The sequence below is a fragment of the Streptomyces sp. NPDC057900 genome, from assembly GCF_042887885.1.
Lineage (GTDB): Bacteria > Actinomycetota > Actinomycetes > Streptomycetales > Streptomycetaceae > Streptomyces.
Window position 1 is genome coordinate 895,956 of the sequence record NZ_JBHVOI010000001.1, and the last position, 25,158, is coordinate 921,113.

24 protein-coding genes are annotated in these 25,158 nt (G+C 69.4%); 5 read left to right on the forward strand and 19 right to left on the reverse strand.

The features are described 5' to 3' along the window. Positions 1–18: 18 nt before the first annotated feature. Together ACFVQ0_RS03670 and ligD are read right to left on the reverse strand one after the other, a co-directional pair. A complete protein-coding gene (locus ACFVQ0_RS03670; RefSeq protein WP_390084173.1) occupies positions 19–1,113 on the reverse strand; it encodes an ABC transporter permease in 1,095 nt (364 codons plus the stop codon). After that, the gene (gene ligD, locus ACFVQ0_RS03675) at positions 1,110–2,120 is read right to left on the reverse strand and encodes a non-homologous end-joining DNA ligase (RefSeq protein WP_390085366.1); all 1,011 of its coding nucleotides are present in this window, start codon (positions 2,118–2,120) and stop codon (positions 1,110–1,112) included. The genes ACFVQ0_RS03670 and ligD overlap by 4 nt, the downstream gene beginning before the upstream one ends. Positions 2,121–2,217: 97 nt before the next feature. Here ligD and ACFVQ0_RS03680 point away from each other — a divergent pair, with 97 nt between their 5' ends. Then, on the forward strand, positions 2,218–3,285 hold the full coding sequence (locus ACFVQ0_RS03680) for an ATP-dependent DNA ligase (protein ID WP_390084175.1): 1,068 nt from the start codon (positions 2,218–2,220) through the stop codon (positions 3,283–3,285). 14 nt (positions 3,286–3,299) lie between these two features. On the opposite strand, the gene ACFVQ0_RS03685 is transcribed toward ACFVQ0_RS03680, so the two are convergent. The 17 genes from ACFVQ0_RS03685 to ACFVQ0_RS03765 all read right to left on the reverse strand — a co-directional run bounded on the left by ACFVQ0_RS03685 (position 3,300) and on the right by ACFVQ0_RS03765 (position 20,588). Beyond that, positions 3,300–4,538 carry a hypothetical protein gene (locus ACFVQ0_RS03685; RefSeq protein ID WP_390084177.1) on the reverse strand — a complete coding sequence of 413 codons (1,239 nt, stop codon included), beginning with the start codon at positions 4,536–4,538 and terminating at the stop codon, positions 3,300–3,302. Positions 4,539–4,560: 22 nt separating this feature from the next. After that, positions 4,561–5,310, reverse strand: coding sequence for a hypothetical protein (locus tag ACFVQ0_RS03690; protein WP_390084179.1), 750 nt, complete (start codon positions 5,308–5,310; stop codon positions 4,561–4,563). 40 nt (positions 5,311–5,350) lie between these two features. Next, positions 5,351–5,881 (reverse strand): hypothetical protein, encoded by a 531-nt coding sequence (locus ACFVQ0_RS03695; protein WP_311302038.1) that lies wholly within the window; start codon positions 5,879–5,881, stop codon positions 5,351–5,353. A 60-nt stretch (positions 5,882–5,941) separates the two neighbouring features. Further along, on the reverse strand, positions 5,942–6,580 hold the full coding sequence (locus tag ACFVQ0_RS03700) for a hypothetical protein (protein ID WP_390084181.1): 639 nt from the start codon (positions 6,578–6,580) through the stop codon (positions 5,942–5,944). Beyond that, entirely contained in the window at positions 6,577–7,098 is a 522-nt protein-coding gene (locus tag ACFVQ0_RS03705; protein ID WP_390084183.1) for a hypothetical protein, read from the reverse strand. The genes ACFVQ0_RS03700 and ACFVQ0_RS03705 overlap by 4 nt, the downstream gene beginning before the upstream one ends. Further along, positions 7,095–8,360, reverse strand: coding sequence for an MCE family protein (locus ACFVQ0_RS03710; RefSeq protein ID WP_390084185.1), 1,266 nt, complete (start codon positions 8,358–8,360; stop codon positions 7,095–7,097). Before ACFVQ0_RS03710 ends, ACFVQ0_RS03705 begins: the two co-directional genes overlap by 4 nt. After that, complete coding sequence (locus ACFVQ0_RS03715) at positions 8,357–9,520, reverse strand: MCE family protein (protein WP_390084187.1); 1,164 nt, start codon at positions 9,518–9,520, stop codon at positions 8,357–8,359. The genes ACFVQ0_RS03710 and ACFVQ0_RS03715 overlap by 4 nt, the downstream gene beginning before the upstream one ends. Next, positions 9,517–10,632, reverse strand: coding sequence for an MCE family protein (locus ACFVQ0_RS03720; protein WP_390084189.1), 1,116 nt, complete (start codon positions 10,630–10,632; stop codon positions 9,517–9,519). The genes ACFVQ0_RS03715 and ACFVQ0_RS03720 overlap by 4 nt, the downstream gene beginning before the upstream one ends. Position 10,633: 1 nt before the next feature. Further along, positions 10,634–11,653, reverse strand: a complete 1,020-nt coding sequence (locus ACFVQ0_RS03725; RefSeq protein WP_390084191.1) for an MCE family protein — start codon at positions 11,651–11,653, stop codon at positions 10,634–10,636. Beyond that, complete coding sequence (locus ACFVQ0_RS03730) at positions 11,650–12,681, reverse strand: MCE family protein (protein ID WP_390084193.1); 1,032 nt, start codon at positions 12,679–12,681, stop codon at positions 11,650–11,652. The genes ACFVQ0_RS03725 and ACFVQ0_RS03730 overlap by 4 nt, the downstream gene beginning before the upstream one ends. Then, positions 12,678–13,991, reverse strand: a complete 1,314-nt coding sequence (locus ACFVQ0_RS03735; RefSeq protein WP_390084194.1) for an MCE family protein — start codon at positions 13,989–13,991, stop codon at positions 12,678–12,680. Before ACFVQ0_RS03735 ends, ACFVQ0_RS03730 begins: the two co-directional genes overlap by 4 nt. Continuing rightward, entirely contained in the window at positions 13,991–14,794 is an 804-nt protein-coding gene (locus ACFVQ0_RS03740) for an ABC transporter permease (protein ID WP_073734361.1), read from the reverse strand. Before ACFVQ0_RS03740 ends, ACFVQ0_RS03735 begins: the two co-directional genes overlap by 1 nt. A 3-nt stretch (positions 14,795–14,797) precedes the next feature. After that, positions 14,798–15,655 (reverse strand): ABC transporter permease, encoded by an 858-nt coding sequence (locus tag ACFVQ0_RS03745; RefSeq protein WP_073734360.1) that lies wholly within the window; start codon positions 15,653–15,655, stop codon positions 14,798–14,800. After that, complete coding sequence (locus ACFVQ0_RS03750; protein WP_073734359.1) at positions 15,652–16,647, reverse strand: ABC transporter ATP-binding protein; 996 nt, start codon at positions 16,645–16,647, stop codon at positions 15,652–15,654. The genes ACFVQ0_RS03745 and ACFVQ0_RS03750 overlap by 4 nt, the downstream gene beginning before the upstream one ends. Before the next feature lie 651 nt (positions 16,648–17,298). Beyond that, complete coding sequence (locus tag ACFVQ0_RS03755; protein WP_390084197.1) at positions 17,299–18,258, reverse strand: hypothetical protein; 960 nt, start codon at positions 18,256–18,258, stop codon at positions 17,299–17,301. Positions 18,259–18,298: 40 nt separating this feature from the next. Further along, positions 18,299–19,798, reverse strand: coding sequence for a DUF6801 domain-containing protein (locus tag ACFVQ0_RS03760; protein ID WP_390084198.1), 1,500 nt, complete (start codon positions 19,796–19,798; stop codon positions 18,299–18,301). A 145-nt stretch (positions 19,799–19,943) separates the two neighbouring features. Beyond that, positions 19,944–20,588, reverse strand: a complete 645-nt coding sequence (locus tag ACFVQ0_RS03765) for a hypothetical protein (RefSeq protein WP_390084200.1) — start codon at positions 20,586–20,588, stop codon at positions 19,944–19,946. A 1,060-nt stretch (positions 20,589–21,648) separates the two neighbouring features. Here ACFVQ0_RS03765 and ACFVQ0_RS03770 point away from each other — a divergent pair. From ACFVQ0_RS03770 to ACFVQ0_RS03785, 4 genes are all read left to right on the forward strand, one after another. Further along, entirely contained in the window at positions 21,649–22,863 is a 1,215-nt protein-coding gene (locus ACFVQ0_RS03770; protein WP_390084202.1) for a helix-turn-helix domain-containing protein, read from the forward strand. Positions 22,864–23,080: 217 nt separating this feature from the next. Then, on the forward strand, positions 23,081–23,344 hold the full coding sequence (locus tag ACFVQ0_RS03775; RefSeq protein ID WP_390084204.1) for a hypothetical protein: 264 nt from the start codon (positions 23,081–23,083) through the stop codon (positions 23,342–23,344). Positions 23,345–23,437: 93 nt separating this feature from the next. Further along, complete coding sequence (locus ACFVQ0_RS03780; protein WP_390084206.1) at positions 23,438–23,911, forward strand: SCP2 sterol-binding domain-containing protein; 474 nt, start codon at positions 23,438–23,440, stop codon at positions 23,909–23,911. A gap of 4 nt (positions 23,912–23,915) precedes the next feature. Continuing rightward, complete coding sequence (locus tag ACFVQ0_RS03785) at positions 23,916–25,130, forward strand: acyl-CoA dehydrogenase family protein (RefSeq protein ID WP_390084208.1); 1,215 nt, start codon at positions 23,916–23,918, stop codon at positions 25,128–25,130. Positions 25,131–25,158 lie beyond the last annotated feature (28 nt).

Sequence of the window (25,158 nt, forward strand, 5' to 3'; positions counted from 1 at the left end):
CAGTACGCCGGGAGTGTTTCAAGTGGCCGCGGCCGCATGCTGAGGCATGTGGTCGCGGCCTCCCGGGTGCCGGTGGCGCCAGACCCAGAAGACCGTGCAGGAGACCAGCGACCAGGCCGCGAGCACCAGGAACGGGAAGACCCGCTGGTGCCCCTGGTAGTAGACGGCGGTGTGCTGGGCGGTGACGGAGGCGCCCGGCGGCAGCCAGCGCCCGATGTGGCCCAGCAGCGAGGGCAGCAGCGGCCAGGACACGGCTCCGCCGGAGGACGGGTTCCCCAGGATCACCATCAGGCCCCAGGTGGGGAGCATGGCCCAGCGCCCCATCAGGGTGTTGAACATGGTGAAGACCATGCCCGAGGTGAACATGGTGAACGCCAGGATCGCCCAGGACTCGGCGAAGGGCAGATCGACGGCGCCCAGCAGCCAGTCCACCACCGCGGCGATGGAGAAGGCTCCCAGAGCTGAGTAGGCGATCGTGAACGCGATCCGTTCCAGCGGGATCAGCGACCGGGCGTGCACGCTCAGCTGGATGGAGCCGACGAAGCCGATGATCACGGCCGCGAGCGAGATGTAGAAGAGCGCGAGCCCGCGCGGGTCGCCCTTCTGGAGCGGTTTGACGTCCGCGACGGTGACGGGCACGTCGAGCTCCTTCCCCACCTTCACCGCGGACTCCGCGAGCAGCTGGGCGACGGCCGCGCCAGAGGCGCCTGCCACGTCCAGGGCCACCCCCGCCCTGCCGGGCCGCACGATCGCGAAGACCTCCTGCTCCTCCAGTGCCTCGCGCGCCCCGGCGGCGGTGTCGTACCGGTGAACGTCCAGGGAGGCGTCGAGCGCCTCGTCCATCGCGGTGACGAACGCCTTGCCGCGGGCCGTCTCCTGGAGACTGACCACGGCGGCCGGGATCCGGTGCGGGGTCGGATTGGCCATCGCGTACGTGTACGAGCCGGCGAAGAGCCCGGCGGCGGCCGCGAGGATGAAGAGGAGGACGGTCGCCGGGAAGTAGGGCGATTCCTTGTACGTCGTCCACTTCTGGCCCCGGGTCAGCGGCCGGCCGTGCGCTCCGTGCGGCGGCGTCGGCTCCGGTACGGGCGGCCCGTCGTCGGGCGTGCTCATGCGTCGCCGGCGTCGTCGTGCCGGGCGCGGCTCGGCTGGACCCGCTTGGGTTCGCCGGGCATCTTCGGGTACTCCGGCGGATACGGCATGTCGCCCAGCCCGCGCTCCTTCTCGTCGCGGTCCGCGAGCTCCAGCAGCCGGTCGAGCCGGAAGGCGTGCTCGTCCATGTCCGCGTGCACGTCGCCCGCTTCCGCGTACCGCACCGGCATGGTCCGGATGTCGAAGTCGCGCGGCTCCGCGTCGTCGATCTCCTCCCAGCGCAGCGGCGCCGAGACCGGGGCGTGCGGGCGGGGGCGTACGGAGTAGGCGGAGGCGATCGTGCGGTCCCTGGCGGTCTGGTTGAAGTCGACGAAGATCCGCTCGCCGCGCTCCTCCTTCCACCAGGCGGTGGTGACCCGGTCCGGCATCCGGCGTTCCAGCTCGCGGCCGGCCGCGATGGTCGCCCGGCGGACCTCGGTGAACGTCCAGCGGGGTTCGATGGGGACGAAGACGTGGATGCCCCGGCCGCCGGAGGTCTTGGGCCAGCCGCGCAGCCCGTGGTCGTCCAGGACGGCGCGCAGCTCGTGGGCGGCCCGTACCGCGTCGGCGTAGTCGGTGCCGGGCTGGGGGTCGAGGTCGATGCGCATCTCGTCGGGGTGGTCGGTGTCGCCGCCCCGGACCGGCCAGGGGTGGAAGGTGAGCGTCCCCAGGTTGGCGGCCCAGATGACGGCGGCCACCTCCGTGGGGCAGATCTCGTCGGCCGGGCGGCCGCTGGGGAAGGCGATGCGGGCCGTGGGAATCCATTCGGGAAGGTTCTTCGGGGCCCGTTTCTGGTAGAAGAACTCACCCTCGACCCCGTCCACGAAGCGCTGGAGGGTGGTCGGCCGGTCGCGCAGCGCGCGGGTGATGCCGGGGCCCACGGCCAGGAAGTACTCGGCCACGTCCCTCTTGGTGTAGCCCTTCTCCGGGAAGTAGACCTTGTCCGGACTGGACAGCCGGACGGGCCGTCCGCCCGCGTCCAGCTCCACCGCTTTGCCCGCTGCTGCCATGTCGGCCACGGTAGGCCGGGCGCACATATGCCGCATATCGGGAGACTCCGGTCGCCGGACGGTCCACAATCGATCCATGGACCTGCCGGTGATGCCGCCCGTGAAGCCGATGCTCGCCAAGTCCGTGTCCCGGATCCCGCCGGGCATGCAGTACGAGGCCAAATGGGACGGCTTCCGGGCGATCGTGCACCGGGACGGCGAGGAGGTGGTGATCGGCAGCCGCACCGGGAAGCCGCTCACCCGCTACTTCCCCGAGCTGGTCACGGCGGTCCGGGACAATCTGCCGGAGCGCTGTGTGATCGACGGCGAGATCGTGATCGCGCACGAGGGCCGGCTCGACTTCGACCGGCTCAGCGAGCGCATCCACCCCGCGGACTCCCGGGTGCGGCTGCTGGCCGAGCAGACCCCGGCCTCGCTGGTCGCCTTCGATGTCCTCGCGGTGGGCGACGACTCGCTGATGGGTACGCGGCAGTCGGACCGGAGGAGGGTGCTGGAGGCCGCGCTGTCCGCCGCCTCCGCCCCTGTCCACCTCGCCCCGGCGACCACCGATCCGGCCGTCGCCCAGGAGTGGTTCGACCGGTACGAGGGAGCGGGTCTCGACGGGGTCGTCGCCAAACCGCTCGATCTGCCCTACCGGCCGGACACCCGGGTGATGTACAAGATCAAGCACGAGCGGACCGCCGACTGCGTGGTGGCGGGCTACCGCCACCACAAGAGCGGCCCGGTCGTCGGATCGCTGCTGCTCGGCCTGTACGACGAGGCGGGCGTCCTCCAGCACGTGGGGGTGTGCGCGGCCTTCCCGATGAAGCGCCGCGCGGAGCTCGTCACCGAACTGGAGCCCCTGGTCACGGACTTCGCCGACCACCCCTGGGGGGCCTGGCAGGACGCGGAGGCGCACGAGCACGCCCGGCTGCCCGGCACCCAGAGCCGGTGGTCCGGAAAGAAGGACCAGTCGTGGGTCCCGGTGCGCCCGGAGCGGGTCTGCGAGGTGGGTTACGACCACATGGAGGGTGACCGCTTCCGGCACACCGCCCAGTTCCGCCGGTGGCGGCCGGACCGCGCCCCCGGCAGCTGCACGTACGAGCAGCTGGAAGAGGTGGTGCGGTACGACCTCTCCTCCGTGCTGTCGGCCGGGGGCGGCTGAACGGCTGCCGGGTCTCAGTCGGCGGTGGGGGAACCGGTGGGCGTGGTGCAGGGCTCGGGGGTCGTGCTCGGGTCCGGGGACGGCGACTCGGTGGCCCCGGCCGTGTCGGTCGGGTCCGGCGACGGGGCGTCCGTCGTACAGCCCGGAGCGGGGTCCGTGGTGCTCGGGTCCGGGTCGGGGCCTGTGGTCGGGTCGGGGCTGGTGCCGGGGTCCGGGGAGGCGGACCCGCTGTCGGTCGGATCGGGCGAGGAGCCGGGGCCGCTGGAGCCGCCGGGGGCCGGGGAGCCGGAACCTCCGGGCGAGGGGTCCGGGGACGCCGATGCCGGCGGGGTCTTCGTGTGGCCCGGCTGGGGGCCGACCTCGATGCCTCCGTTGCCCGCGTCCTTCCCGCCGCCGCGCCCGCCCACCGGGTGCTTGGGCTCGTTCGGGCTTCCGGCGCCGGGGCTCTTCGGTACGGGGCCCTTGCCGTCGGCGACCGGATGGGTGCCCTTGCGGTAGAACTCCAGCCACGACAGGACGGTGCGCAGATACGTGTCCGAGTGGTTGTAGCTCAGGATCGCCGCGTCGAGACCGGCCCGTACCCTCAGATCGCGCGATCCGGCACAGAGGTAGGCCCCCGCCGCCAGGGCCGCGTCGTAGACATTGCCCGGGTCGTCGCGCCCGTCGCCGTTGCCGTCCCGCTTCCAGTGCGCCCAGGTCGACGGGATGAACTGCATCGGGCCGACCGCCCGGTCGAAGGTCTTGTCCCCGTCGTACGCCCCGCCGTCGGTGTCGGGGATATTGGCGAAGCCCGCGCCGTTGAGCACCGGCCCGAGGATCGGGGAGAGCGTCGTGCCGTGGGCGTCGACCCTGCCGCCGCCCGCGTGTCCGGACTCGACCTTGCCGATGGCGGCCAGTAACTGCCACGGCAGCCCGCAGCCGGGATCGCCGCGCCGCATCGCGGCCTCCGCCTTGCGGTAGGCGTCGAGCACGGTGGCCGGAATCCCCGCCTCGGCCCAGGACGCGACGACGGCCGGACTCCGCTTGACGCCCGGCTCGGGGGGCTCGGGGCTCTTCAGCGGCGGCAGTTCGGTGTGGTACGAGTCGTCGTTGGGGACCTCCGACCACCTGACCTCGTCGGTCTCCTGGCGCTGCTTCGGCGTCTCCTCGTGCGCCACGAGCCCCGGTCCCTGGGAGGCGGTGAGCGCTGCCATCGCGGCGACGGCGGCTGCGGTGCCGCCGAGCCCGCGGCGCATGGTGCCGTTGAACCTCATGCGTGCTCTCCTCTCCCCCGGGTCACCGGGAGAACGTGTCGATGGCCGATATCCGCCAGCTGCCGCCCCGGCGGACCGCGTCCACGGCGAACATCGCCGCCGCGTAGGTCGTCTCCTCCGACTTGCCCGTACGGGTGTTGCTCTGGTCGGCGAAGACCAGCAGCCGGGCCCGGTCGCCGTCGAGCAGCTCCACACCGCTCTCGGTGACGGTCGTGGTGAGGACGAGCTTCTGTTTGGGGGCCTGGGCCCGTACCTCCGCGAGCATGTCCTTGTGCTGCTGGACCGCCTTGCCCACCAGATAGCTCTTCACCGCGGTGTCGGCCTTGGCGGGCGAGGCGTAGTTGTACGAGAACACCGCGCCCACCGCCTCGGCGATCTGCCCCTTGACCTCACTGGTGCGGCTGATGTCGGTGAGAGCGGTGTTCTGCCGGCCGGGTTCGTCGCGCAGGCTGCCCGCCGAGGTGAACGACCAGGCGGCGAAGGAACCGAGCAGCACGGTCAGGACGCACAGCACGGCGGGCAGCGAGACCCGCAGCCGCACCGGCCTCACGGACCGCGGCGCCTTCTCCCCCTCCTCGTCCTTCTCCTTCTCCTCGTTCTCCTCCCCCGGTTCGCCCTCGGAGAGGGCCTCGGGCTGGTCCTCGGACTCGGTGTCCGGCGCGGCGGGCTCGGGCGCGGTGGTGGTCGCGGCGGCGGGCGCGGCGGTGCGCTCCGCGGCGGCGACGGTGGCCAGCCGGCGCTGCCGGTTGACGAGGTGACGGGTCGTCGACATGTCCGGGGTCCTCTCGGTGCGGGGGTGGGAGTCGGTGGCGTCAGCCGGCGGTGTTGCCGACGGGCGCCTGGCCGAGGGCGCTGAGCTTCCACCCCTCGGAGGTGCGGGTGAGCTGCCCGAGCATCCGGCTCTCCTTCACCGCGGGCTTTCCCTTCGGCGCGGTCACGGTCACCCGCAGCGCCACCATGACCCCGGCCCGGCCGGCCCGGTCGTCGAGCTCGGTGACGGCGCCGGACAGCACCTTGGCCGTGCTGACGGTCTTCGCCTCCTTGATCTGCTTCACGAACGCGTCCCGTCCGTCCACGAGTTGCTGGTGGAGGTCGCCCGTGGTGGAGTCCTCCCAGCTGTCGAGCCCCTGGACGAGCTTCTGGTGGTCGAGCGTGTTCATGTTCTGCACGGCCTGCTCGCCCGCGGCCAGCGCGTCGTCGCGGGTCTGCGCGTACGCCGCCGAGTCGTCGTGCGATGCCTGGTACCGGGACACCCCGCCCCAGCCCGCCGCACCCGCCGCCGCGACCGTCAGCACGATCGCCGCCGCCACCAGCGGATTCCCCGTCATCCGTACCCGTGCCATTGCTGCCTCTCCCTGCCGGCCTGCCTGTGCTGTGCTGTTCGGGTGCTTCGTACCGCTGCGCTATCTGGAGGTGATCTCGACGATCGTCCAGCGCCCGTCCCGTAGTTGGGCGGTGACGGAGAGCTGCGCCGCCGCCGTGCTGGCGGCCTTGCCCCGGCGTTCGTAGACCTGGTCGAGGAAGACCAGCAGATGGGCGCTGTCGTCGGTCAGCCTGGTCACCCCTGCCCGGACGACGTGGGTGGTGAGGGTGAGCTTCTGATCGGCGGCCTGCTTCTCGACCTGGCCGAACAGCGCCGCGTACTGCTGGAGCGCCTTGCCCGCAAGCAGCTGCTTCGCGGACTCCTTGGTGACGGCGGTGGCCGAGGGGCTGTAGGAGAAGACCTTGCCGAGTGCGTTGGTGACGTCTCCCGCGACCCGGGTGGTCGCCTCGCTGTCGGTGAGCGCCGCGTTGGAGGTGGCGGGCGTGTCGCGCAGCTGGCGGCCCATGCCGAAGAGCACGCCCCCGGCGACGAGCAGCGCCACGACCAGTGTCCAGACCACGAAGCGCGGCCTGCGGCCCCCCGCACCGGACGGCGCCTCGTCAGCTGCGGCTTCCTCTGCCGCGGGTTCGTCCACCGTGGGGTCCGCCGCGGCCGGTTCCTCGGGGGCGAGGTCCTCCGTCCCCGTGGTCACGGCCGTCGCCCCGCCCTGTCGCCTCATGTGCCGCTCCCGACCGGTATCGCCGTCAGTGCCTTGACCTTCCAGCCGTCCGGGGTCCGGGCGAGAGTGGCCTCGAACCGCTTGCGCTCCGTGCCGCCCTTTCCGGTCCGCGGAGTGACCTGGACATCGACCGTCGCGATCAGCTGCGCCGTTCCGGTCCGTTCGTCGAGCGCGGTGAGCGCGGCGTCGGTGACCTTGCCGCGCGCCGTCGAGCCGGACTTCGTCAGCTCGCTCGCGTCCTTGGTACGGGTGCGCTTCAGCTGTTCGTGCAGGGGGCCGGTGGAGGAGCCGAGCCAGCCGGTGAGTCCGGCGTCCACGCTCTTGGCGTCCTTGCCGTCCAGGCTGTTGAGCCGGGCGAGGTGTGTCTTCCCGTCGGCCAGCGCGGTGTCCCGGCTCTTGGCGTAGGCCAGGTCGTCGTCACCGCGCGCCTGGGCGTACGACCAGCCGCCGAGTGCGCAGACGAGTATGGCGGCGAGCAGTGCTGCCCAGCCGATCGAGGTCCTCGTGCGTGCCGTCATGAGCCGTCCCCCTGACCGAGGCCCAGCAGTCCGGCCATGCCGTCGGCGGCCGGGGCGGTGTCGGGGGTGACACCGAGCGCCCCGGGCAACCGGTCCGCCGCCTTGTCGGTGCCCAGGAGCATCGAGCCGGGCTTGGCGGGCGGGGGCAGGGCGCCGCCCTTCGGCGCGTTCGCGCTGCCCCGGACGTTGATGCCCGTTCCGGGCGAGGAGGCACAGCGGGCCTTGGTGTTGAGCGGGGGGCCGGCCGTGACGTCGAGGCCGTTGCGGTAGGTCGTACCGCCGTAGCCGGAGGTGCAGGGCAGTGGCTCGAAGAAGGTGACGGACATGCCGAATCTGGCTCCGTTCTCGTCGACGGCGCTGGAGCCCACGGCCGCGACCTCCGGGAGCTTGACCAGCAGTTCCTCCAGTCCGCGCTGCCGGGTGACGGCCACGTCGGAGGTGGTGAGGAGGTTGGCGACCACCACTCCGAAGCTCGGGTCGAGGTCCCGCAGCAGTCCGCTGATCTGGCCGGTGGCGTCGGGGGTGACGGCGATCAGCTTGCGCAGATCGGTATCGGATCCCTTGAGCTCGGCGGCCAGGTCCTTGGCGCCGGACGCGAAGCCCTTGAGCGCGTCGCCCTGTTCGGCCTGGGTGCGCAGCACGGTCTCTCCGTCGATCATCAGCCGGGTGTTGACGGGCAGCGCGTCGTCGGCCGCCCGGACGAAGTCGCTGCTGGTGTCCAGCAGGACCTGGAGGTCGTCGCCGCGCCCTTCGAAGGCGTTGCCGAATTCGTCGACGACCGTGCGCAGGGACTCCAGGTCGACGGAGCCGGCGAGGTCGTTGACGCTGGTGAGCACGTCGGTGACGGGGGCCGGGACCGTGGTGTCGGCCTGGTCGATCACCGAGCCGTTCGCCAGGTACGGGCCCTCGGAGCGGGTCGGTCGCAGGTCGACGTACTGCTCGCCCACCGAGGAGAGGTTGGCGACGACGGCCTTCAGGGCGTCCGGGATGCGCGGGGCGTCCTTCTCGATGCGGAGTTCGGCCTCCACGCCGTCGTCGGTGAGCTCGATCGGCCCGACCCGGCCCACGGACACGCCCCGGTAGGTGACGTTGGAGTGGGTGAACAGGCCGCCGGTGCGCGGGAGCTGGACCTTGACGGTGTAGTAGCTGCGCATGCCGACGTAGTGGCCGAGATCGGCGTAGCGCACCCCGAGGTAGCCGAGGACGAGCACGGCGATGATCAGGAAGGCGATGTTCTTGAGCCGGATGGCCATGGTGATCATCGGTTGCTGCCCTTCGTGGCCGGTCCCGTCACCGAGGGAAGGGGCAGCGGCAGTGCCGCGCCGGACTTCTGGGCGGTGGCGCCCTGGACGGCCGGGGGTGTGGCGCCGCCGGCCGGGACGAGCGGCGGAATGATCTGGGTGCCGGGCAGTGCGGTGATGTCCAGGTAGACGTTGAGGTAGTCGCCCTTCACACCGCTCAGCACCTCGTCGGTGAACGGGTAGGTGAGCAGCACCTGGAGGGAGTCGGGCAGGTCCTGGCCGGAGTCCGCGAGTGCCTGGAGGGTGGGAGCGAGGGCCTTGAGGTCCGCGACGATGTCGGCCTTGCTCTTGTTCACCGTGTCGACGGCGACGGTGGAGAGCGTGTCGAGCGAGTGCAGCATGGTCATGAGCGAGCCGCGCTGCTTCTCCAGGACCTTCATGCCGGGGCTGAGCTTGGTGAGCACCGTGCCGACGTCCTGTTTGCGGGTGGCGAGGGTGGCGGACAGCCGGTTGACGCCGTCCAGGGCGTCGGTGATGTCCGCCCGGTGGTCGTCCAGGTCGGTGACGAGGGTGTTGACCCGCTTGAGCATGGAGCGGACCTGGGGTTCCTGTCCGGCCAGGGCTTTGTTGAGCTCGGTGGTGATGGTCTTGAGCTGGTTGATGCCGCCGCCGTTGAGGAGCATGGAGAGTGCCCCGAACACCTCCTCGACCTCCGGGTTCCGGTTGGTCCGGGTGAGCGGGATGCGGTCCCCGTCCGCGAGGGCGCCCTTGGCGGTGCCGGCCGCGGGGGGTGAGAGCTGGATGTACTTCTCGCCGAGCAGGCTGGACTGTTCCAGGTGCGCGTACGCGTTCGCGGGGAGTCTGATCCCCCCGTTGACCCGCATGGTCACCTTGGCGTTCCAGCTGCCGGAGGCGAGCGAGATCTTGGTGACCCGGCCGACGGCCACGTCGTTGACCTTCACCGAGGACTGCGGGGCGAGGCTGAGTACGTCCGCGAACTCGGCGGTGATCTCGTACGGGTGGTCGCCCAGGTCCGCGCCGCCGGGCAGCGGTACCTGGTCGATGCCGGTGAACGTCGGCAGGTCGACCGTGGTGGCGATCAGGGCCAGGCCGACGCCGACCGCCAGCACGGCGGCGACGCCGGTCGCGCGGGCGCCGGGCCGGCGCGAGAAGCGGCTCATCGCTTCGCCCCCTTCTTCTGCATGGCGGACTTCTCCGGGGTGCCGTAGACGGTGCCGACGGCGGGCAGTGGCAGCGAGGGCAGCGCCTTCTGCCGGGTGGCGTCCACCGGCTTGAGCCCGCTCAGCTCTGCGGATTCGTCGGTGAGCGGTCCGCCCATGGAGAGTTCGTTGAGGTTGGTGCGGCCGTTGATGGTGCGGTTCAGCGGGTCGTAGGCCTTGATCACGTTGTCCGCGGCGAGCGGCAGGGTGTCCATCGACTCGGCCAGCGAGGCCCGCTGGTCCACCAGGGCCTGGGTGATCGGCACCAGGGCGTCCACGTTCGCCTTGAGGACGCCCCGGTTGTCCTTGATGAAGGTCTTGACCTGGCCGAGGGCGGTGCCCAGTTCCTTCAGGGCCGCGCTGAGGTTCTCCTTGTCGTCGGCCAGGAATCCGGTGACGGAGTTGAGCTGCTGCTCCGCCTTGCGGACGTTGCCGTCGTTGTCCTTCAGCATGGTGGTGAAGGTCTGCAGGTAGGACAGGGTGTCGAAGAGGTTTCCGCTGCTCTTGTCGAGCGTCTTCGTCGCCTTGCCGAACTGCTCGATGGAGTTCCCGATCGCTTTTCCGTTGCCGTCGAGGTTCTTGGCTCCGGTGTCCAGGAGTTTGGCCAGCGCGCCGTCCGAGTTGGCCCCGTCGGGGCCGAGCGCGGTGGAGAGCTCCGTGATGGAGGCGTACAGCTGGTCGACCTCGACCGGGGTGGCGTTGTGCGACGCGGGCAGCTCGGCCTCGTCCGCGAGAAGCGGTCCCCCGTGGTAGGCGGGGGCGAGCTGGATGTACCGGTCGGCCACCAGGCTGGGGGCCACGACGACGGCGTGCGCGTCCTTGGGTACCTTGACGCCCTTGTCGACGCGGAGCCTGACCTCGACCTCCTCGCCCTTGGGCCGCACGGACTCGACCGTGCCGACCTTGACTCCGAGGATCCGCAGGTCCGATCCGGCGTACACGCCGGTGGCCTGGTCGAAGTAGGCGGTGACCGTCGTCTTGCCCTCGTCGTCCATGGCCATCACCCCGGAGGTGGCCGCGACGGCCACGACGGCGAGTCCGGCACCGACGCCGACGATGCGCGTGATTCTCATGTCAGCGGCCGCCTTGCTGCTTGGGTGGCATGCATCCGGTCGCCGGGGGCGTGCCGGCGGGGAGGTAGTCCCTGGGCACGACTCCGCAGACGTAGTTGTCGAGCCAGCGGCCGTTGCCGAGGGTGTTGCCGACGAGCCGGTTGTAGGAGCCCGTCAGGGACAGCACCTTGTCGAGGCTCTTGCGGTTCTTGACCAGGACGGCGGTGACCCGGCCGAGCGACTCCAGGGTGGGCTTGAGCTGCTTGTTGTTGTCCGCGACCAGTCCGGTGAGCTGGATGCCGAGGTCCTGGGTGCCGGTGAGCAGCAGATGGATGGAGTCGCGGCGGGCCTGGATCTCGCCGAGGAGCAGGTTGCCGTCCTCCAGCAGGGTCTCGAAGCTGCTCTTCTTGTGGGCGAGGGTCTTCGTCAGCTGTTTGCTGCCCTTGAGGAGGGTGGCCAGCTGGGCGTCCCGCTGGGAGACCGTCCTGGAGAGTGCGGAGAGCCCGTCGGCGGCGCTCTTCACGTCGGGCGGTGAGTCCTTGAAGGTGGCGGAGATCGTCTCGAAGCTCTTGGCGAGCTGCTTGGTGTCGATCTCCCCGATGGTCTCGCCGAGTCCGTTGAACGCCTGGGTGACGTCGTACGGGGAGGTGGTCCGGCTCGCGGCGATCCGCCGGTCCGGGTCCTGGGGACCGGTGCCGAGCGGGTCGACGGCGAGGTACTTGTCGCCCAGCAGGGTCTTGATGGCGATGCCGACGGTGGAGGAGTTGCCGATCCAGGCGTCCTTGACCCGGAAGCTGACCTTGACCTTGTCGCCGTCGAGCGAGACGCCGGTGACCTCTCCGACCTTGACGCCGGCGATCCGTACCTCGTCGCCGGAGCCGAGCCCGGCGGATTCGGTGAAGTCGGCGGTGTAGGTGGTGCCGCCGCCGATGAAGGGCAGTGAGTCGGCACGGTAGGCGCCGAAGCCGATGAGGGCCAGGACGAGAAGTCCGGCGATGCCGATGGCGACGGGGTTTCGTTCCCGCAGGGGTTTGATTCTCATGCCAGGCACCTCGGCTGGGTGATCGCGATGCCGGTGGGCGGTGCGCTGCCGTCCTCTGTCGTCACACCGCTGACCTTGGCTTCGCAGAGGTAGAGGTTGAGCCAGGAGCCGTAGGAGGCGAGCCGGCTGATCGCCTCCATCTTGGCGGGGGTCTTCTTGAGGAAGTTCTCGATCTGCGGGGTCCCCTTGCCCAACTGGTCGGAGAGGCGCCCGAGTTGTTTGATGTCGTCCTTGAGGGGCTTACGGCCGTCCTGGAGCAGTCCGGCGGTGACGGTGGTCAGCGCGCCCATCGCGGTGACCGCCTGCCCGAGGGGTTTGCGGTCGCCGGCGAAGCCGGTGACGAGCTTCTGGAGCGTGTCGACGAGGTCGTTGAAACCTGCCTCGCGGTCGTTCACGGTCTTCAGGACCGTGTTGAGGTTCTTGATCACCTCACCGATCACCTTGTCCTTGGCCGCGACCGTGGTGGTCAGTGAGCCGACGTGCTGGAGGATGCTGTCGACCGTGCCGCCTTCGCCCTGGAGCACCTGGACGATGGAGCCCGCCAGCTGGTTGACGTCGGGCGGGGAGAGGCCTTCGAAGAGCGGCTGGAAGCCGTTGAAGAGCTGGGTGAGGTCGAGGGCCGGTGTGGTGCGCGAGAGCGGGATGGTCGCTCCCGCCTGGAAGTTCCGGCCGACCGGTCCGGCGCCCCGGTCGAGGTCGATGTAGCGCTGGCCGACCATGTTGAGGTACTTGATCGAGGCGGTCACGGAGGCGGGGAGGCTGCGCCCCTTGCGGACGGCGAAGCCGACCTCGGCCAGCCGCTTGTCCGCGACCTCGATCGACTCGACCTGTCCGACCTTGACCCCGGCGATCCGTACGCTGTCACCGACGATCAGCCCGGTGGCGTCGGTGAACCTCGCCTTGTACGAGGTGGTGTCACCGACCCCGGTGTTGGCGATGGACAGCCCCAGGACGGTGGTGGCCAGGGCGGTCACCAGGATGAAGACGATCGATTTCGCGAGCGGACCCGCGAGGGAGCGGCGCTTCACTTGAGCTTCACCTCCGCACCGCGGAAGGCCGGGCCGATGAGCACGCTGCTCCAGTCGGGCAGGCTCTGCGGCTGGACTTTCAGTGAGGGAGCGACCAGCTCGTTGACGAGCCGGCTCTCCTGCGGGGAGTTGGGCATGCCGAGGGAGGTGTCCGTCGCCTTCCGCCCGGTGTCGGCGGGCTGGTCCGCGGCCGCCTTGTCGCCGGGGGCCTGGGAGGCAGCGGCCCGTCCGGCCGCCGTCGGCTCCGTCGTACCGACGTACGGCACGGAGTAGCAGTGCGGTCCGCCGCTCGCGTCGTAGACCGGGGTGTCCTTGCCGGCCACGTACTTCCCCTTGGACTTGACGGACTTGAGGGTGACGTGGAGACCGGGCTGTCCGGTGCCCTTGCCGAGCGCCTTGTCCATCGCGGGCACGAATCCGGCCACGGTCCGCAGGGTGCAGGGAAATTCGTCGGAGTACTTCGCGAGGAGTTCCAGCGTCGGCCTGCCGGTGGCGGAGAGCCGGATCAGGTTGTCCTTGTTCTCCTGGAGGAACGTCGTGAGGTCCTGCGCGGAGGCGGTCGTCGAACCGTAGAGGTCGGCGAGCTGTGCCTGCTGGTCCGCGAGGGTCCCGCTGGTGGTGGTGAAGTCGGTGAGCGCGTCCAGGACGTCGGGGGCGGCGTCCCCGTACACCCTGCTCACCTTGACGAGTTCCTTGATGTCGGCGTTGAGCGTGGGGAGTTGCGGGTTGAACTTCTGGAGGTGCGCGTCGAGCCTGACGAGGGTGTCGCCGAGCTTCTCGCCGCGTCCCCTGAGCGCCTGGGAGACCGCGTTGAGCGTGGCGGAGAGCTTCTGCGGCTGGACGGCGGTCAGCAGCGGCAGGACGTTGTCGAGGACCTCTTCCAGCTCGATGGCGTTGCTGGAGCGGTCCTGCGGGATGACGGCACCGGCCCGCAGTGTTTCCGCCGAGGGTACGGGGGGCGGTACGAGTGCGACGAACCGTTCCCCGAACAGGGTGGTGGGCAGCATCTGGGCGGTGACGTCGGCGGGGATCCGGTCGAGCTTGCCGGGCTGGATGGCGAGGGTGAGGCGGGCGCCCTCGCCGTCGGCGGAGATATCGCGGACCTGGCCGATGACGACTCCGCGGAGCTTCACGTCGGCGTTGTCGTGCATCTCGTTGCCGACGCTCCCGGTCCGTACCGTCACGGTGGCGTCGTCGGTGAAGTCCTTGTTGTACACGGCGACCGACACCCAGATGAGCAGGGCCGGCACGAGCAGGAAGGCCACTCCGGAGAGTCTGCGGCGGGTGGAGTGCGTGGTCCGGTTGCTCATCAGCCGGCCACCTTCACCGTCGTCGTGGCGCCCCAGATGGCGAGCGAGAGGAAGAAGTCGGTGACGCTGATCAGCACGATCGCGTTGCGCACGGAACGGCCGACCGCCACCCCCACCCCGGCGGGTCCGCCGGTGGCGTGGAAGCCGTAGTAGCAGTGCGCGAGGATCACCATCACGCTGAAGATCAGCACCTTGAGCACCGACAGCAGCACGTCCTGCGGGGACAGGAAGAGATTGAAGTAGTGGTCGTAGGTGCCGGCCGACTGTCCGTTGAACAGGACGGTGACGTACCGGGAGGAGACGTAGGAGGAGAGCAGCCCGATCGCGTAGAGCGGGATGATGGCGACGACCCCGGCGATGATGCGGGTGGTGACGAGGTAGGGCATGGACCGCACGCCCATCGCCTCCAGGCCGTCGATCTCCTCGTTGATCCGCATGGCGCCGAGCTGGGCGGTGAAGCCCGCTCCGACGGTCGCGGAGAGCGCGAGCCCGGCGACGAGCGGGGCGATCTCCCGGGTGTTGAAGTAGGCGGAGATGAAGCCGGTGAAGGCGGCGGTGCCGATCTGGTTGAGCGCGGCGTACCCCTGGAGGCCGACGACCGTGCCGGTGGCCAGCGTCATCGCGATCATCACGCCGATGGTGCCGCCGACGACGCCCAGGCCGCCGCTGCCGAAGGCGACCTCGGCCAGGAGCCGCTGCACCTCCTTGAGGTAGCGCCGCAGGGTTCTGGGGATCCAGAGCAGTGCCCGTACGTAGAAGGTGAGTTGGTCACCGGATCGGTCGAGCCAGCTGAGCATCGACATCGGTCAGCTCCCCTTCGCGGGGACGATCTGGAGGTAGATCGCCGTGAGGATCATGTTCACGAAGAACAGCAGCATGAAGGTGATGACGACGGACTGGTTGACCGCGTCCCCGACCCCCTTCGGCCCGCCGCGCGGGTTGAGTCCCCGGTAGGCGGCGACGATGCCCGCGATGAAGCCGAAGATCAGGGCCTTGATCTCGCTGATGTACAGGTCGGGCAGCTGGGCCAGGGCGGAGAAGCTGGACAGGTAGGCGCCTGGAGTGCCGTGCTGGAGGATCACGTTGAAGAAGTAGCCGCCGAGGGTGCCGACGACGGAGACCAGTCCGTTCAGCAGCACGGCCACCAGCATCGTCGCCAGCACCCGGGGGACGACGAGGCGCTGTACGGGCGAGACGCCCATGACCTCCATCGCGTCGAGCTCCTCGCGGATCTTGCGCGATCCGAGGTCGGCGCAGATCGCGGACCCGGCGGCCCCGGAGACCAGCAGCGCCACGATGATCGGGCTGGCCTGCTGGATGACGGCGAGCACGCTGGCGCCGCCGGTGAACGACTGGGCGCCGAGCTGCTGGGTGAGGGAGCCGACCTGGAGGGCGATGACCGCGCCGAACGGGATGGAGACGAGGGCGGCGGGCAGGATCGTGACGCTGGCGACGAACCAGAACTGCTCGATGAACTCCCTTACCTGGAAGGGCCGGCGGAACGTCTCGCGGCACACGGTCCCGGCGAGGGTGAAGAGCCTGCCCGTCTCACGCAGCGGCGCGAACAGCCGGCTCGGGCGTCTCTGCTCGGGCGCCTTCTCCGGCACCCGGTCCGAGGGCGGCCCGGGGGGCTCGGGGGGCCGCACCGGCATGGGGGCGGTCACGGGCGTCCACCGCCCGCCGCCGGGCTGTAGCTGTTCAGGATGGCCGTACGGGCGGCTTCCGGCAGCTGCCCCATCATCGACATGACCCGCTCCCGGCGGCGCAGCGCGCCCTGCCGCACGGGCAGCCCCGGCGAGGGCTCCAGCTGCGGGACCACGGTGCGGGTGGCGTTGGCCGAACTGATGCCCTGCCCGTAGCCGTTGACCTCCTCTGCGGCCAGCGTGGCGGCGTCTTTCTCCTCCGACATGCCGATGGGTCCCTCGCGGCGGCCGGAGAGGAACTGGGAGACGACGGGCAGATCGCTGGTCAGCAGCACCTCGCGCGGCCCGAAGGTGACCAGGTTGCGGCAGAACAGCATGCCCATGTTGTCCGGGACGGTGGCCGCGATGTCGAGGTTGTGGGTGACGATCAGCATCGTCGCGTCGATCTGCGCGTTGAGGTCGATGAGCAGCTGCGAGATGTAGGCGGTGCGGACCGGGTCGAGACCGGAGTCCGGCTCGTCGCAGAGGATGATCTGCGGGTCCAGGACGAGGGCGCGGGCCAGCCCGGCCCGCTTGCGCATACCGCCGGATATCTCGCCGGGCAGTTTGTCCTCGTCGCCGAGGAGCCCGACGATGTCGATCCGCTCCATGACGATCCGGCGGATTTCGGATTCCCTTTTGCGGGTGTGCTCACGCAGCGGAAAGGCGATGTTGTCGAAGAGGGACATCGATCCGAAGAGGGCACCGTCCTGGAACATGAGACCGAAGAGCTTCCGGGTCTCCATGATCTTCCGTTCCGGACTGTTCACCATGTCGACGCCGTTGATGAGCACGCGTCCTTGCTCGGGCTTGAGCAGACCGATGAGCGACTTCAGGAAGACGGTCTTTCCGGTACCGGAAGGACCGAGCATCACGCTCACTTCACCGGCGGGCAGGGTGAGGCTGACGTCCTGCCAGATGTTCTGCTTACCGAAGGATTTCGTTAGGCCTTCAACGACTACTTCGATTCCCATCGGCCCTCCCTCGACGTATAGGTGAACGTGGTCATCTGTCAGCGCTCCGGCTCCGAGAAATCCAATGGCGGCTCGTCACACATGCACCAGGAGGCGCACGTTATGTCCGCAGAAACCGCCAGGACAAGCTGTTGAACAGCGGAAATCGACGAACAGGGTGCTCGTTGTGGATCACTTGTCACCGAGTGACAAAGCCGCGCACCGGCTTTGTCGGAATCTGCGCAAGATCTCCGGCGTGCGAGTCGGGGCCCCGTCCGGCAGAGGCCGGAACAGCAGGACCCCGACAGCGGGAGCGCCGCCACCGGACGGAGGGTCCGGGGGCTGATCATTCCCGGTGCGAAATCCTGGTCAAGGGGGGCGCGACCTGGACTCCATGTGCGTCGAGCGAACAGTTACGGACGCGTTTCCGTACCGCTCACCTGGGACGCTACGGCCCAGTAACCTGCCTTCGCAATAGCGGTTCCTGAACTTTTTGCCCGCCCGTTGACGGCTGTGTTGTTTCTGTACGGAGGTGAGTAAAGACCCTCACTCACTTATCGCCGAGTGAGTAATTCTAGGTCGCCGGACCTCATTCACCGGGGTTGCCCCGGCATGCCTGCGCCCCGCCCGGATCGGAATTCCGGGCGGGGCGCGAAAAGAGAGAAGTACGGACTACTTGGCGACCCCTGCGTGCCAGCTGTCCGAGAGCACCCGGCCGGCATTGGGCGCGGCACTGCCCGGAAGAGCGAGCCCCGCCGTGTAGGTGGCGGCGTCGTTGAGCACCAGGTGGTTGTTACCGGCCGCCGAGGGCAGCGCGGTCTTCAGGTTCACCGCCCAGTTGAGTTCACCGAGGGTCAGGGGGCCGCAGCCGCTCACCCCGGGAACGGCGAAGCCGCTGTCGCCCTGGTCGTTGCCGGTCAGCGAGAGGCGGTTCAGCAGCCCCGCGGTGTTCGGGGTGCCGGCGGCGTCGAAACGCTGACTGCCCAACGCCGGAACCGTGAGGTTCTGGGGACGCAGCACGACCGGCTTGGACGTGGTCCCGATGTAGCACTTGGACCCGAGGAACGTGTTCTGCAGATGGATCCGGACCGGAATGTCGACGATCGTTTTTCCGCTCTGCATCCCCGCCGTCAGGTCGAAGTTGGTGGGTGTACCCGCCGACTCCACCGTTGCCACGACCCGGTTGAGGCTGCTGTCGGACAGCTGACTGCAGATGCTGGAGACCACCGGAATGCCGCTGGGGCACATGAGCCCGAGGAGGCCGCCGGGGATATTCGTGGGATCCCCGACGATCGCGCCACCGGCCGGCGCCACGATCTTGGAGGCACCGGTCTCGGCGTTGCGGACCACGCCGAACTGGAGGTCGTTCGCGCCGGTCGTCGCCTCGGTGTTGCCGAGCTTGATGGAGCCGCTCGCGGAGTGCGAGGACACACATATCGCGATGTCCGTCGTGCCGTCCGCGGCGAGCATGGCCGGGTCGTCGACCGGACACCGGGCGAAGGGGCTCCAGTTGCCGTTCATGGCCTGGGCCGAGGCGGCGCTCGCCGGAGAGGTGCTCAGCGGTATGCCGACGGCCACCGCCACAAGAGCGGCGAGCAGAGCGGGTCTGACACGTTTGTGGACAGCGCTCATTGATGGTCCAGCCTTTCTTGGAAGCGGGGTGGCAGCGCCCTCAGCGTTCGGGAGTGGGCTTCGGGGGCTCCGGGCAGTTCGCCGGAACATCCTCGACACACAGAGGGGACTGCATCATCTTGGTGAAGTTGCCCTTCCCGGACACCGACGCCGTGAGGAGGTTGTCGAGGTCCTCCGTGACCCCGCATCCGGCGAACGGCGGTATGTCCGAGGTGCCGGTCAGCGGCCCTCCGGTCTTCACGGTGTACCCGACGGGACCGTTCGTACCGGTGCTGCCCTTGCCGACGAGTTCGAGCTCCATCGGCCTCACGGCGCGGCAGTTGGCCCCGACGTCCAGGGGCTCGCCGTTGACGTCGACGTCGTAGAGCCGTATCCGCAGGAGCGCGACGGCGGTCGTCGTCTCCTTGTACTGCTTGGTGTCGGGATCAGGGGCGGAGTCCCCCAGGGTGCCGATGTCGACGCGGCCCTCAAGAGTGAGCTCCATCTTCGCGGTCGTCGGCATGAAGCCGAAGGTGAGGAAGGTGGCCTTGGCCGGCGGCATCTGCGGCTTGCCGTGGTAGTCGAGCGTGCCGTCGGTGGTCAGCCAGCTCTTGACCCCCGTCGGGCAGCTGAGGAAGGAGACCGAGGTGTTCAGGTTGAGGCGGAGCAGCCCGGGGTCGCTGAACTTCGCCGCTCCGTGCAGCTTGTTGACGTTGGAGTATCCCGCCATGTAACCGTGCGCGTTCTTCGGTACCTGTGGGATCGGCCCCGCCATCACCGTGCAGTCGGCTGGCACGCTCACCTTCCCCGGCTCGGGCTCCGGGGCGTCCTGTGCCTTCGGTTCGGCGCTGAGGCCGGTGCTGTTCCTGGACGTCCCCGGTACGTCGGGAGAGTCGCCGGATCCCGGCGACGGGGCCCCGGCGAGCGGGGGCACGTCCACGGCGGCCAGCTCCGCGCTCCGGTCGGGGTCGATCGTGCACGAGAGGGAGACGGGAGACGGGACGGGAGTGGGCGCGGGAGACGGCGCGGTCGCCTCGCCCTCCGCGGCCCGGAAGGCGAGACCGACGTCGAGGTGCCCCAGGGCGAAGCCGATGGATCCGCTGGATCTCGGAGTGATCGTCGGCACGTCCCCGGTGGCCGTGAGCTCAAGGTCGCCCTCGGCGGGAACCGGCCCTTCCGGAATCTCCAGCCCCTGCCAGGGCACCGACGTCGTCTCCCCCCGCTGCGAGACGTCGGCCACCACGCTCGCGGATCCGGAGACGAAGGCGGAGTCGATGCCCGGCAGATCCGAGACGGCTGAACGCGGCAGTGTGAGGGAGACCTTCACGTCGTCGGCCCGGACCGGAGTCCCGACGTTCGCGGTGAGGGGCAGCTCCGCCGCGACCTTCACGGCCACCGGCACCGAACCGGATGGCGATTCACAGGTGTAGTCGAGCTCCGCCTCCGCGACCCGGGTGTCGTTGGCTTCCCCGGTGCCCGTCATCAAGCCGGTCATCAGGGCCAGCGCGCCGACCGTCGCGATCCGTGCCGCACGCCGCGGATCGCTCGTCCTGAATCTCATCTCGACCCAACCTGCCGTCGTCTCAGTGCTCAGCACTCGTCCATGGGAATCGGATGGCGGACGGGTCCGCCATCCGGGAGAGGGCCGCGGGACAGAGACGAGCTCCGCTCCGCAACCCTCTCCCGGTACAGAGGCCCCGGTCCGGTTACGGCGAGGTGATGGTGATCGGCGTGGCGAGCTTGTACGTCGCGTCGAAGGTGGCCGCGTCGCCGGTGTTGAGCAGCCCGCTGCAGTTGGTGGCGCTCTCCACCTTCAGGCCGGTCCCCTTGGCGATCTTGAGCTCGCCGGTGGAGTTGGTGTAGCTCGCGTTGCTCGCACTGCCGGTGATCACGGCCTTGCAGGTGCCCAGGATGGTGTCACCCGTCAGGTTGACGCGGATGCCGGACAGCGTTCCCTTGGTGACGCCGCCGCTGTAGGTGCTCCCGTTGACGCTGATGGTGGAGCCCGAGGCGAGCACCGCCGTGAAGGAGGAGCCGAGCGGTCCGGGGCACGGGCTGGCGGCCGAACCGAAGGTGGCGGCCGTGATCTTGGCGAGGCCCGTACCGGTGGCGTACGTCCCGCTCGTCGAGGTTCCACTGGCGGACGCCGTCGAGCAGTCCACCTGCTGGCTGGTGGCGGTGTCGACCAGGGTGGCCACGGTGCCGGACTTGAGCGACGCCGAGAAGGTGCCACTGGGGTTGGTCACGGTCCACGTCGCGAGTGCGGTGGCCGAGGCCGACGTCGTGGCAAAGCCGAGTGCCGCCGCGGCGACGGTGGTCGCGAACAGCGCTCGCTTGAGGGTGCTTCTCACGGAACTTACCTCCGGAATGTGGAGTTGGACGTACCCGATTGCCTTGCACCGCACCCGTCGAGGGGTTCGGTGCGAGGGCGGCTCAACATCATGGAACGCAGAAGTCGATGGACTCGACTGCGTGATCGAACTCCGTGCGGATCGAACGTTACGAGCCAGTAGCCCAACGCTGCAATACCCGGCACCGAAATTCCCCGAGCCTCTCGATAAAGACATTCCGTCTTAGCGATAACTCAGCAGATCGCCACGATTTTCTATCCGAAAGTGAGTAGTTGTACGCGGGCCGGGGGCCGGTGCCGCCTCCGCACACTCACCTGAGGCGTAGCCACGGGAGCGGCGAACTCCCCCCGCCCGACCAGCTACCCGCCGGTAAGATCGTCGATCACGCCACCGGGTGCGGCCCGACCGTCTTCCGGTACAGCGTCGCTGAACTGGGCGGAGCCGCCCATGGAGTCCGTACGGGTGGCTCGGCGGGTGGGCCGCAGGGTCCGGCCCCTCCCGGCGCCGCCCGCCGAGCCCCACCGGATCACCGCGACGGCGCGCCGGACAAGCTCCGGCGCTGGGCCCAAAACTCCGGCACGGACGACTCGGAATTCGTCCGGACCTCGGCCCCGAATCTTTCTTCCGGAACCAACGATGGATTCTTCACCGAAATTCGAATTACTCTTCGCGCGAGGCACTTTCGCACCACCGGACCTCCGGGCTCCGCAGACCGGGCGCGAGGATGCCCGCCGCCCCGTGACGTGCCCCGCCGCCGTCGCGGCCGGCCCGGCCGCCCGACAGGCCGTCACGGACGCCGCAGGCACACTTTCTTGTCGCCACGGCGGTAAATGTCCGAAAAATATTGTCCGGAAGTGAGCAGTCGCTTCCCACCTGCACCGGAGCACCACAACGGGGCCGAGATGTGTGCCCCCTGCACTTCGATCTTGTGCAAGTGGTGGGCATGGTCGTTGACTTGGTCTATCTTCATCGCGGACTTGGTACGCACCTGTCGGTTTGTGGGAGCGCTTTCCCCCACTGCCTCACCCCCACCGGGCGCTGGAGAGCAAGGGGACACGTCATGCGAGAAGTCATTTCGCCATTGGACACGGGGGATCCGCTGGGGCCGCTTCCCCAGGAGTTCGCCGCGATCATGCGGCCCGAACTTCCGAGCCTCATCAAAGAGATAGGCGTCGAGGTCACCCGGGCCTATCCGGAATACGCGCGTCTGCTCAGCGGACCCAACGGTCAGGCCATTCGCGTGGGTGTCGAGCAGAGCCTCTCCTCGTTCGTCGATCTGGTCGCGGAACCGTCCACCTCGACCTCGTTGCGGGACGACATGTGCCGCCGGTTCGGACGGTTCGAGGCCTACGAGGGCCGCACCATGGAAACGCTCCAGGGTGCCTACCGGCTCGGCGCCCGTGTCGCGCTGCGACGGGCGAAGAAGGTCGGCCGCAGTTACAACTTCTCGCCGACCCTGATGCTCAGTTTCGCGGATGCCCTCTTCGCCTACATAGACGAGCTCGAATCGCTCTCCCGCGAGGGCTTCCTGGAGGTGCAGTCGCAGTCGGGCGAGCAGAGCGAGGCCATGCGCCGTCGCCTGCTCCACCTGATCCTGGCCGGGCGCCCCGTGCCCCGTACCGCCATCGCCGAGCTGTGCGAGCAGACCGGGTGGACGCTCCCCGAGGAGGTCACCCTGGTCGCGGTGCGCACCCCCGCCGGGCTCGACCGGGTCAGCGCCGACCGCGACATCCTGGCCGATCTCAGCGATCCGCAGCCGCACTTACTGATCCCGGGCCCCCTCGACGACGCGCGAAGATCCATGCTCGACCAGTCCCTCCTGGGCAGTCGCGCCGCGATCGGACTGACCGTCCCCACCGCGCTGGCCTCGGACTCGATCCGCTGGGCCAGGCGGGTCCTCGAACTCGTCGACGCCGGTGTCATCGAGGACGCGCCGTTCGTCCTGTGCGAGGACCACCTCATCACCCTGTGGCTGCTGTCCGACCCGGTCCTGCTCGACCAGCTCGCCCAGCGGGAGCTCGCACCCATCGCCAAAATCAGCGCCACCCGGCGGGAACGCCTCGTCGAGACCCTGCGCATCTGGCTCGACACCCGCGGCACGGCGGCCCACATGGGCGAACTCCTGGATGTGCACCCGCAGACCGTCCGCTACCGCATGCGCAACCTGGAATCCATCTTCGGCGAGCAACTGATCGATCCCGAGAGCAGGTTCTCCACCGAGGCCGTGCTGCGGGCACTGCAACTGCAGTCCCGGAGTCGGGAGTCCGCCCTGTAGAAGTCCCGCAGAACGGTTTCAGGCCGGATCACGGCCCTCACGTCGAGTCAACTTACTTATGGGTAAGGCGAAATACCCGGTCACTCCCAAACGGTTGCCACACGGAGACGTTCTCAACGAGAAACCCGGAACTGCGTCCCGTTATATGGAGGAGTCGACCGCCCACCCGGCGGCCGCACCGTACGACCTCCTGGCCACCATTCGAGAGGGAACACCCATGACCGCCTCACACCTGCTCGTCCCCGTACCGATCCCGGACCGGGTCGCCGCGCTGATCGGCTCCTGCATCCCGCAGTACGTCCTGGAGGCGGAGTTCGACGCCGAGTGCGCCGCCCGCGAGGTCCGCAGGTTCCGCGGCCCGCGGCTCGGCGTCGAGGACCAGGCCGACCGCGAGCAGGCCCTGTCGGAGCTGGCCCGCGCCAACAAGGTGCTGGCCGCCCACCACCCCCTGCTGACGGTGCGCCCCGGCAGTGCCTGGTGACTCCCTCGCACCTCCCCCGCATCCGTCTTGCGAAGGGACGGCCCTGCGCCTACCTTACTCAAAAGTAAGTTTACTTCAGAGTAAGGAACTGGCGTGGCCGACAACAGCAGCGGCAACCTCACCGGTGAACTGGCCGCACTCGACTTCGCAGCCGTCTCCCCGCCGGAGTTCGCGCGGATCGTGAAGGGCCTGTCCGCCAAGCAGCTCGGCGAGGTCATGCACGGCGAACTGCGCGCCCGGATACTCGGCGAGGTCTTCGGCCGGATGAGGCAGCAGTTCCGCCCGGAGGCGGCCGGACAGCTCAAGGCGCTGATCCGCTGGAAGATCACCGGGGACACCGACGAGGTGTACGAGACCGCGATAGCCGACGGCGCCTGCACTGTCAGCGCGGGCCGTTCCGACGCCGAACCGCGCACGACGCTGGTGATGGGCGACGCGGAGTTCCTCAAGCTGGTCTCCGGCAACGGCAATCCCGTGACGATGTTCATGATGCGCAAGCTGAAGGTGGCCGGCGACGTCGGTCTGGCCTCGGGCCTCACCCGTTACTTCGACATCCCGAAGGCCTGAGCCGATGAGCTACTTCTCCCTCGCCCTCACCGAGGAGCAGCAGGACCTCCGCAATTGGGTGCACGGCTTCGCCGCCCAGGTGGTGCGCCCGGCGGCCGCCGAATGGGACGCCCGGGAGGAGACCCCGTGGCCGGTCATCCAGGAGGCGGCCCGGATCGGTCTGTACGGGTTCGAGTCGCTGGCCGACATGTACGGCGACCCGTCGGGGCTCTCCCTCCAGATAGCCAACGAGGAGCTGTTCTGGGGCGATGCCGGAATCGGCATGGCGCTCTTCGGCACCTCCCTCGCCGTCGCCGGGATCTTCGCGTCCGGCACACCGGACCAGCTCGCCGAGTGGGTTCCGCAGTGCTACGGCGACGAGGACGATCCCAAGGTGGCGGCGTTCTGCGTCTCCGAACCGCAGGCCGGCTCCGACGTCTCCGCGATGGCCACGAAGGCCCGGTACGACGAGGCCAGGGACGAGTGGGTGCTCTCCGGCCAGAAGGCGTGGATCACCAACGGGGGAATCGCCGAGATCCATGTGGTCGTCGCCTCGGTCGACCCGGCGCTCGGCGCCCGCGGACAGGCCGCGTTCATCGTGCCGCCCGCCACGAAGGGCCTGGAGGCGAGCCGCACCATCAAGAAGCTCGGCCTGCGCGCCTCGCACACCGCGGATGTCTTCCTCGACGACGTCCGGGTCCCCGGCCACTGCCTGCTCGGGGGCAAGGAGAAGCTGGACGCCCGCCTCGCCCGCGCCCGCGAGGGCGGCAACGCGAAGGGACAGGCGGCGATGGCGACCTTCGAGGTCAGCCGCCCCACCGTCGGCGCCCAGGCGCTCGGCATCGCGCGAGCGGCGTACGAGTACGCGCTGGAGTACGCCGGTGAGCGCGAGGCGTTCGGCCGCCCGATCATCGAGAACCAGTCGATCGCCTTCGCGCTCGCCGACATCCGTACCGAGATCGAGGCCGTGCGGCTGCTGATCTGGCAGGCCGCGTGGATGGCCCGTAACGACCGCACCTTCGACGCGGGGCAGGGCTCCATGTCCAAGCTCCGGGCGGGCGAACTCGCCGTCTCCGCCACCGAGAAGGCCGTGCAGATCCTCGGCGGCGCGGGGTACAGCCGGGAGCACCCGGTCGAGCGGATGTACCGCGACGCCAAGATCTACACCATCTTCGAGGGGACCAGCGAGATCCAGCGCCTGGTCATCGCGCGGGCGATCTCGGGACGCCACATCCGCTGATCCGGTACCCGGCAGCCGCCCTCCGGGT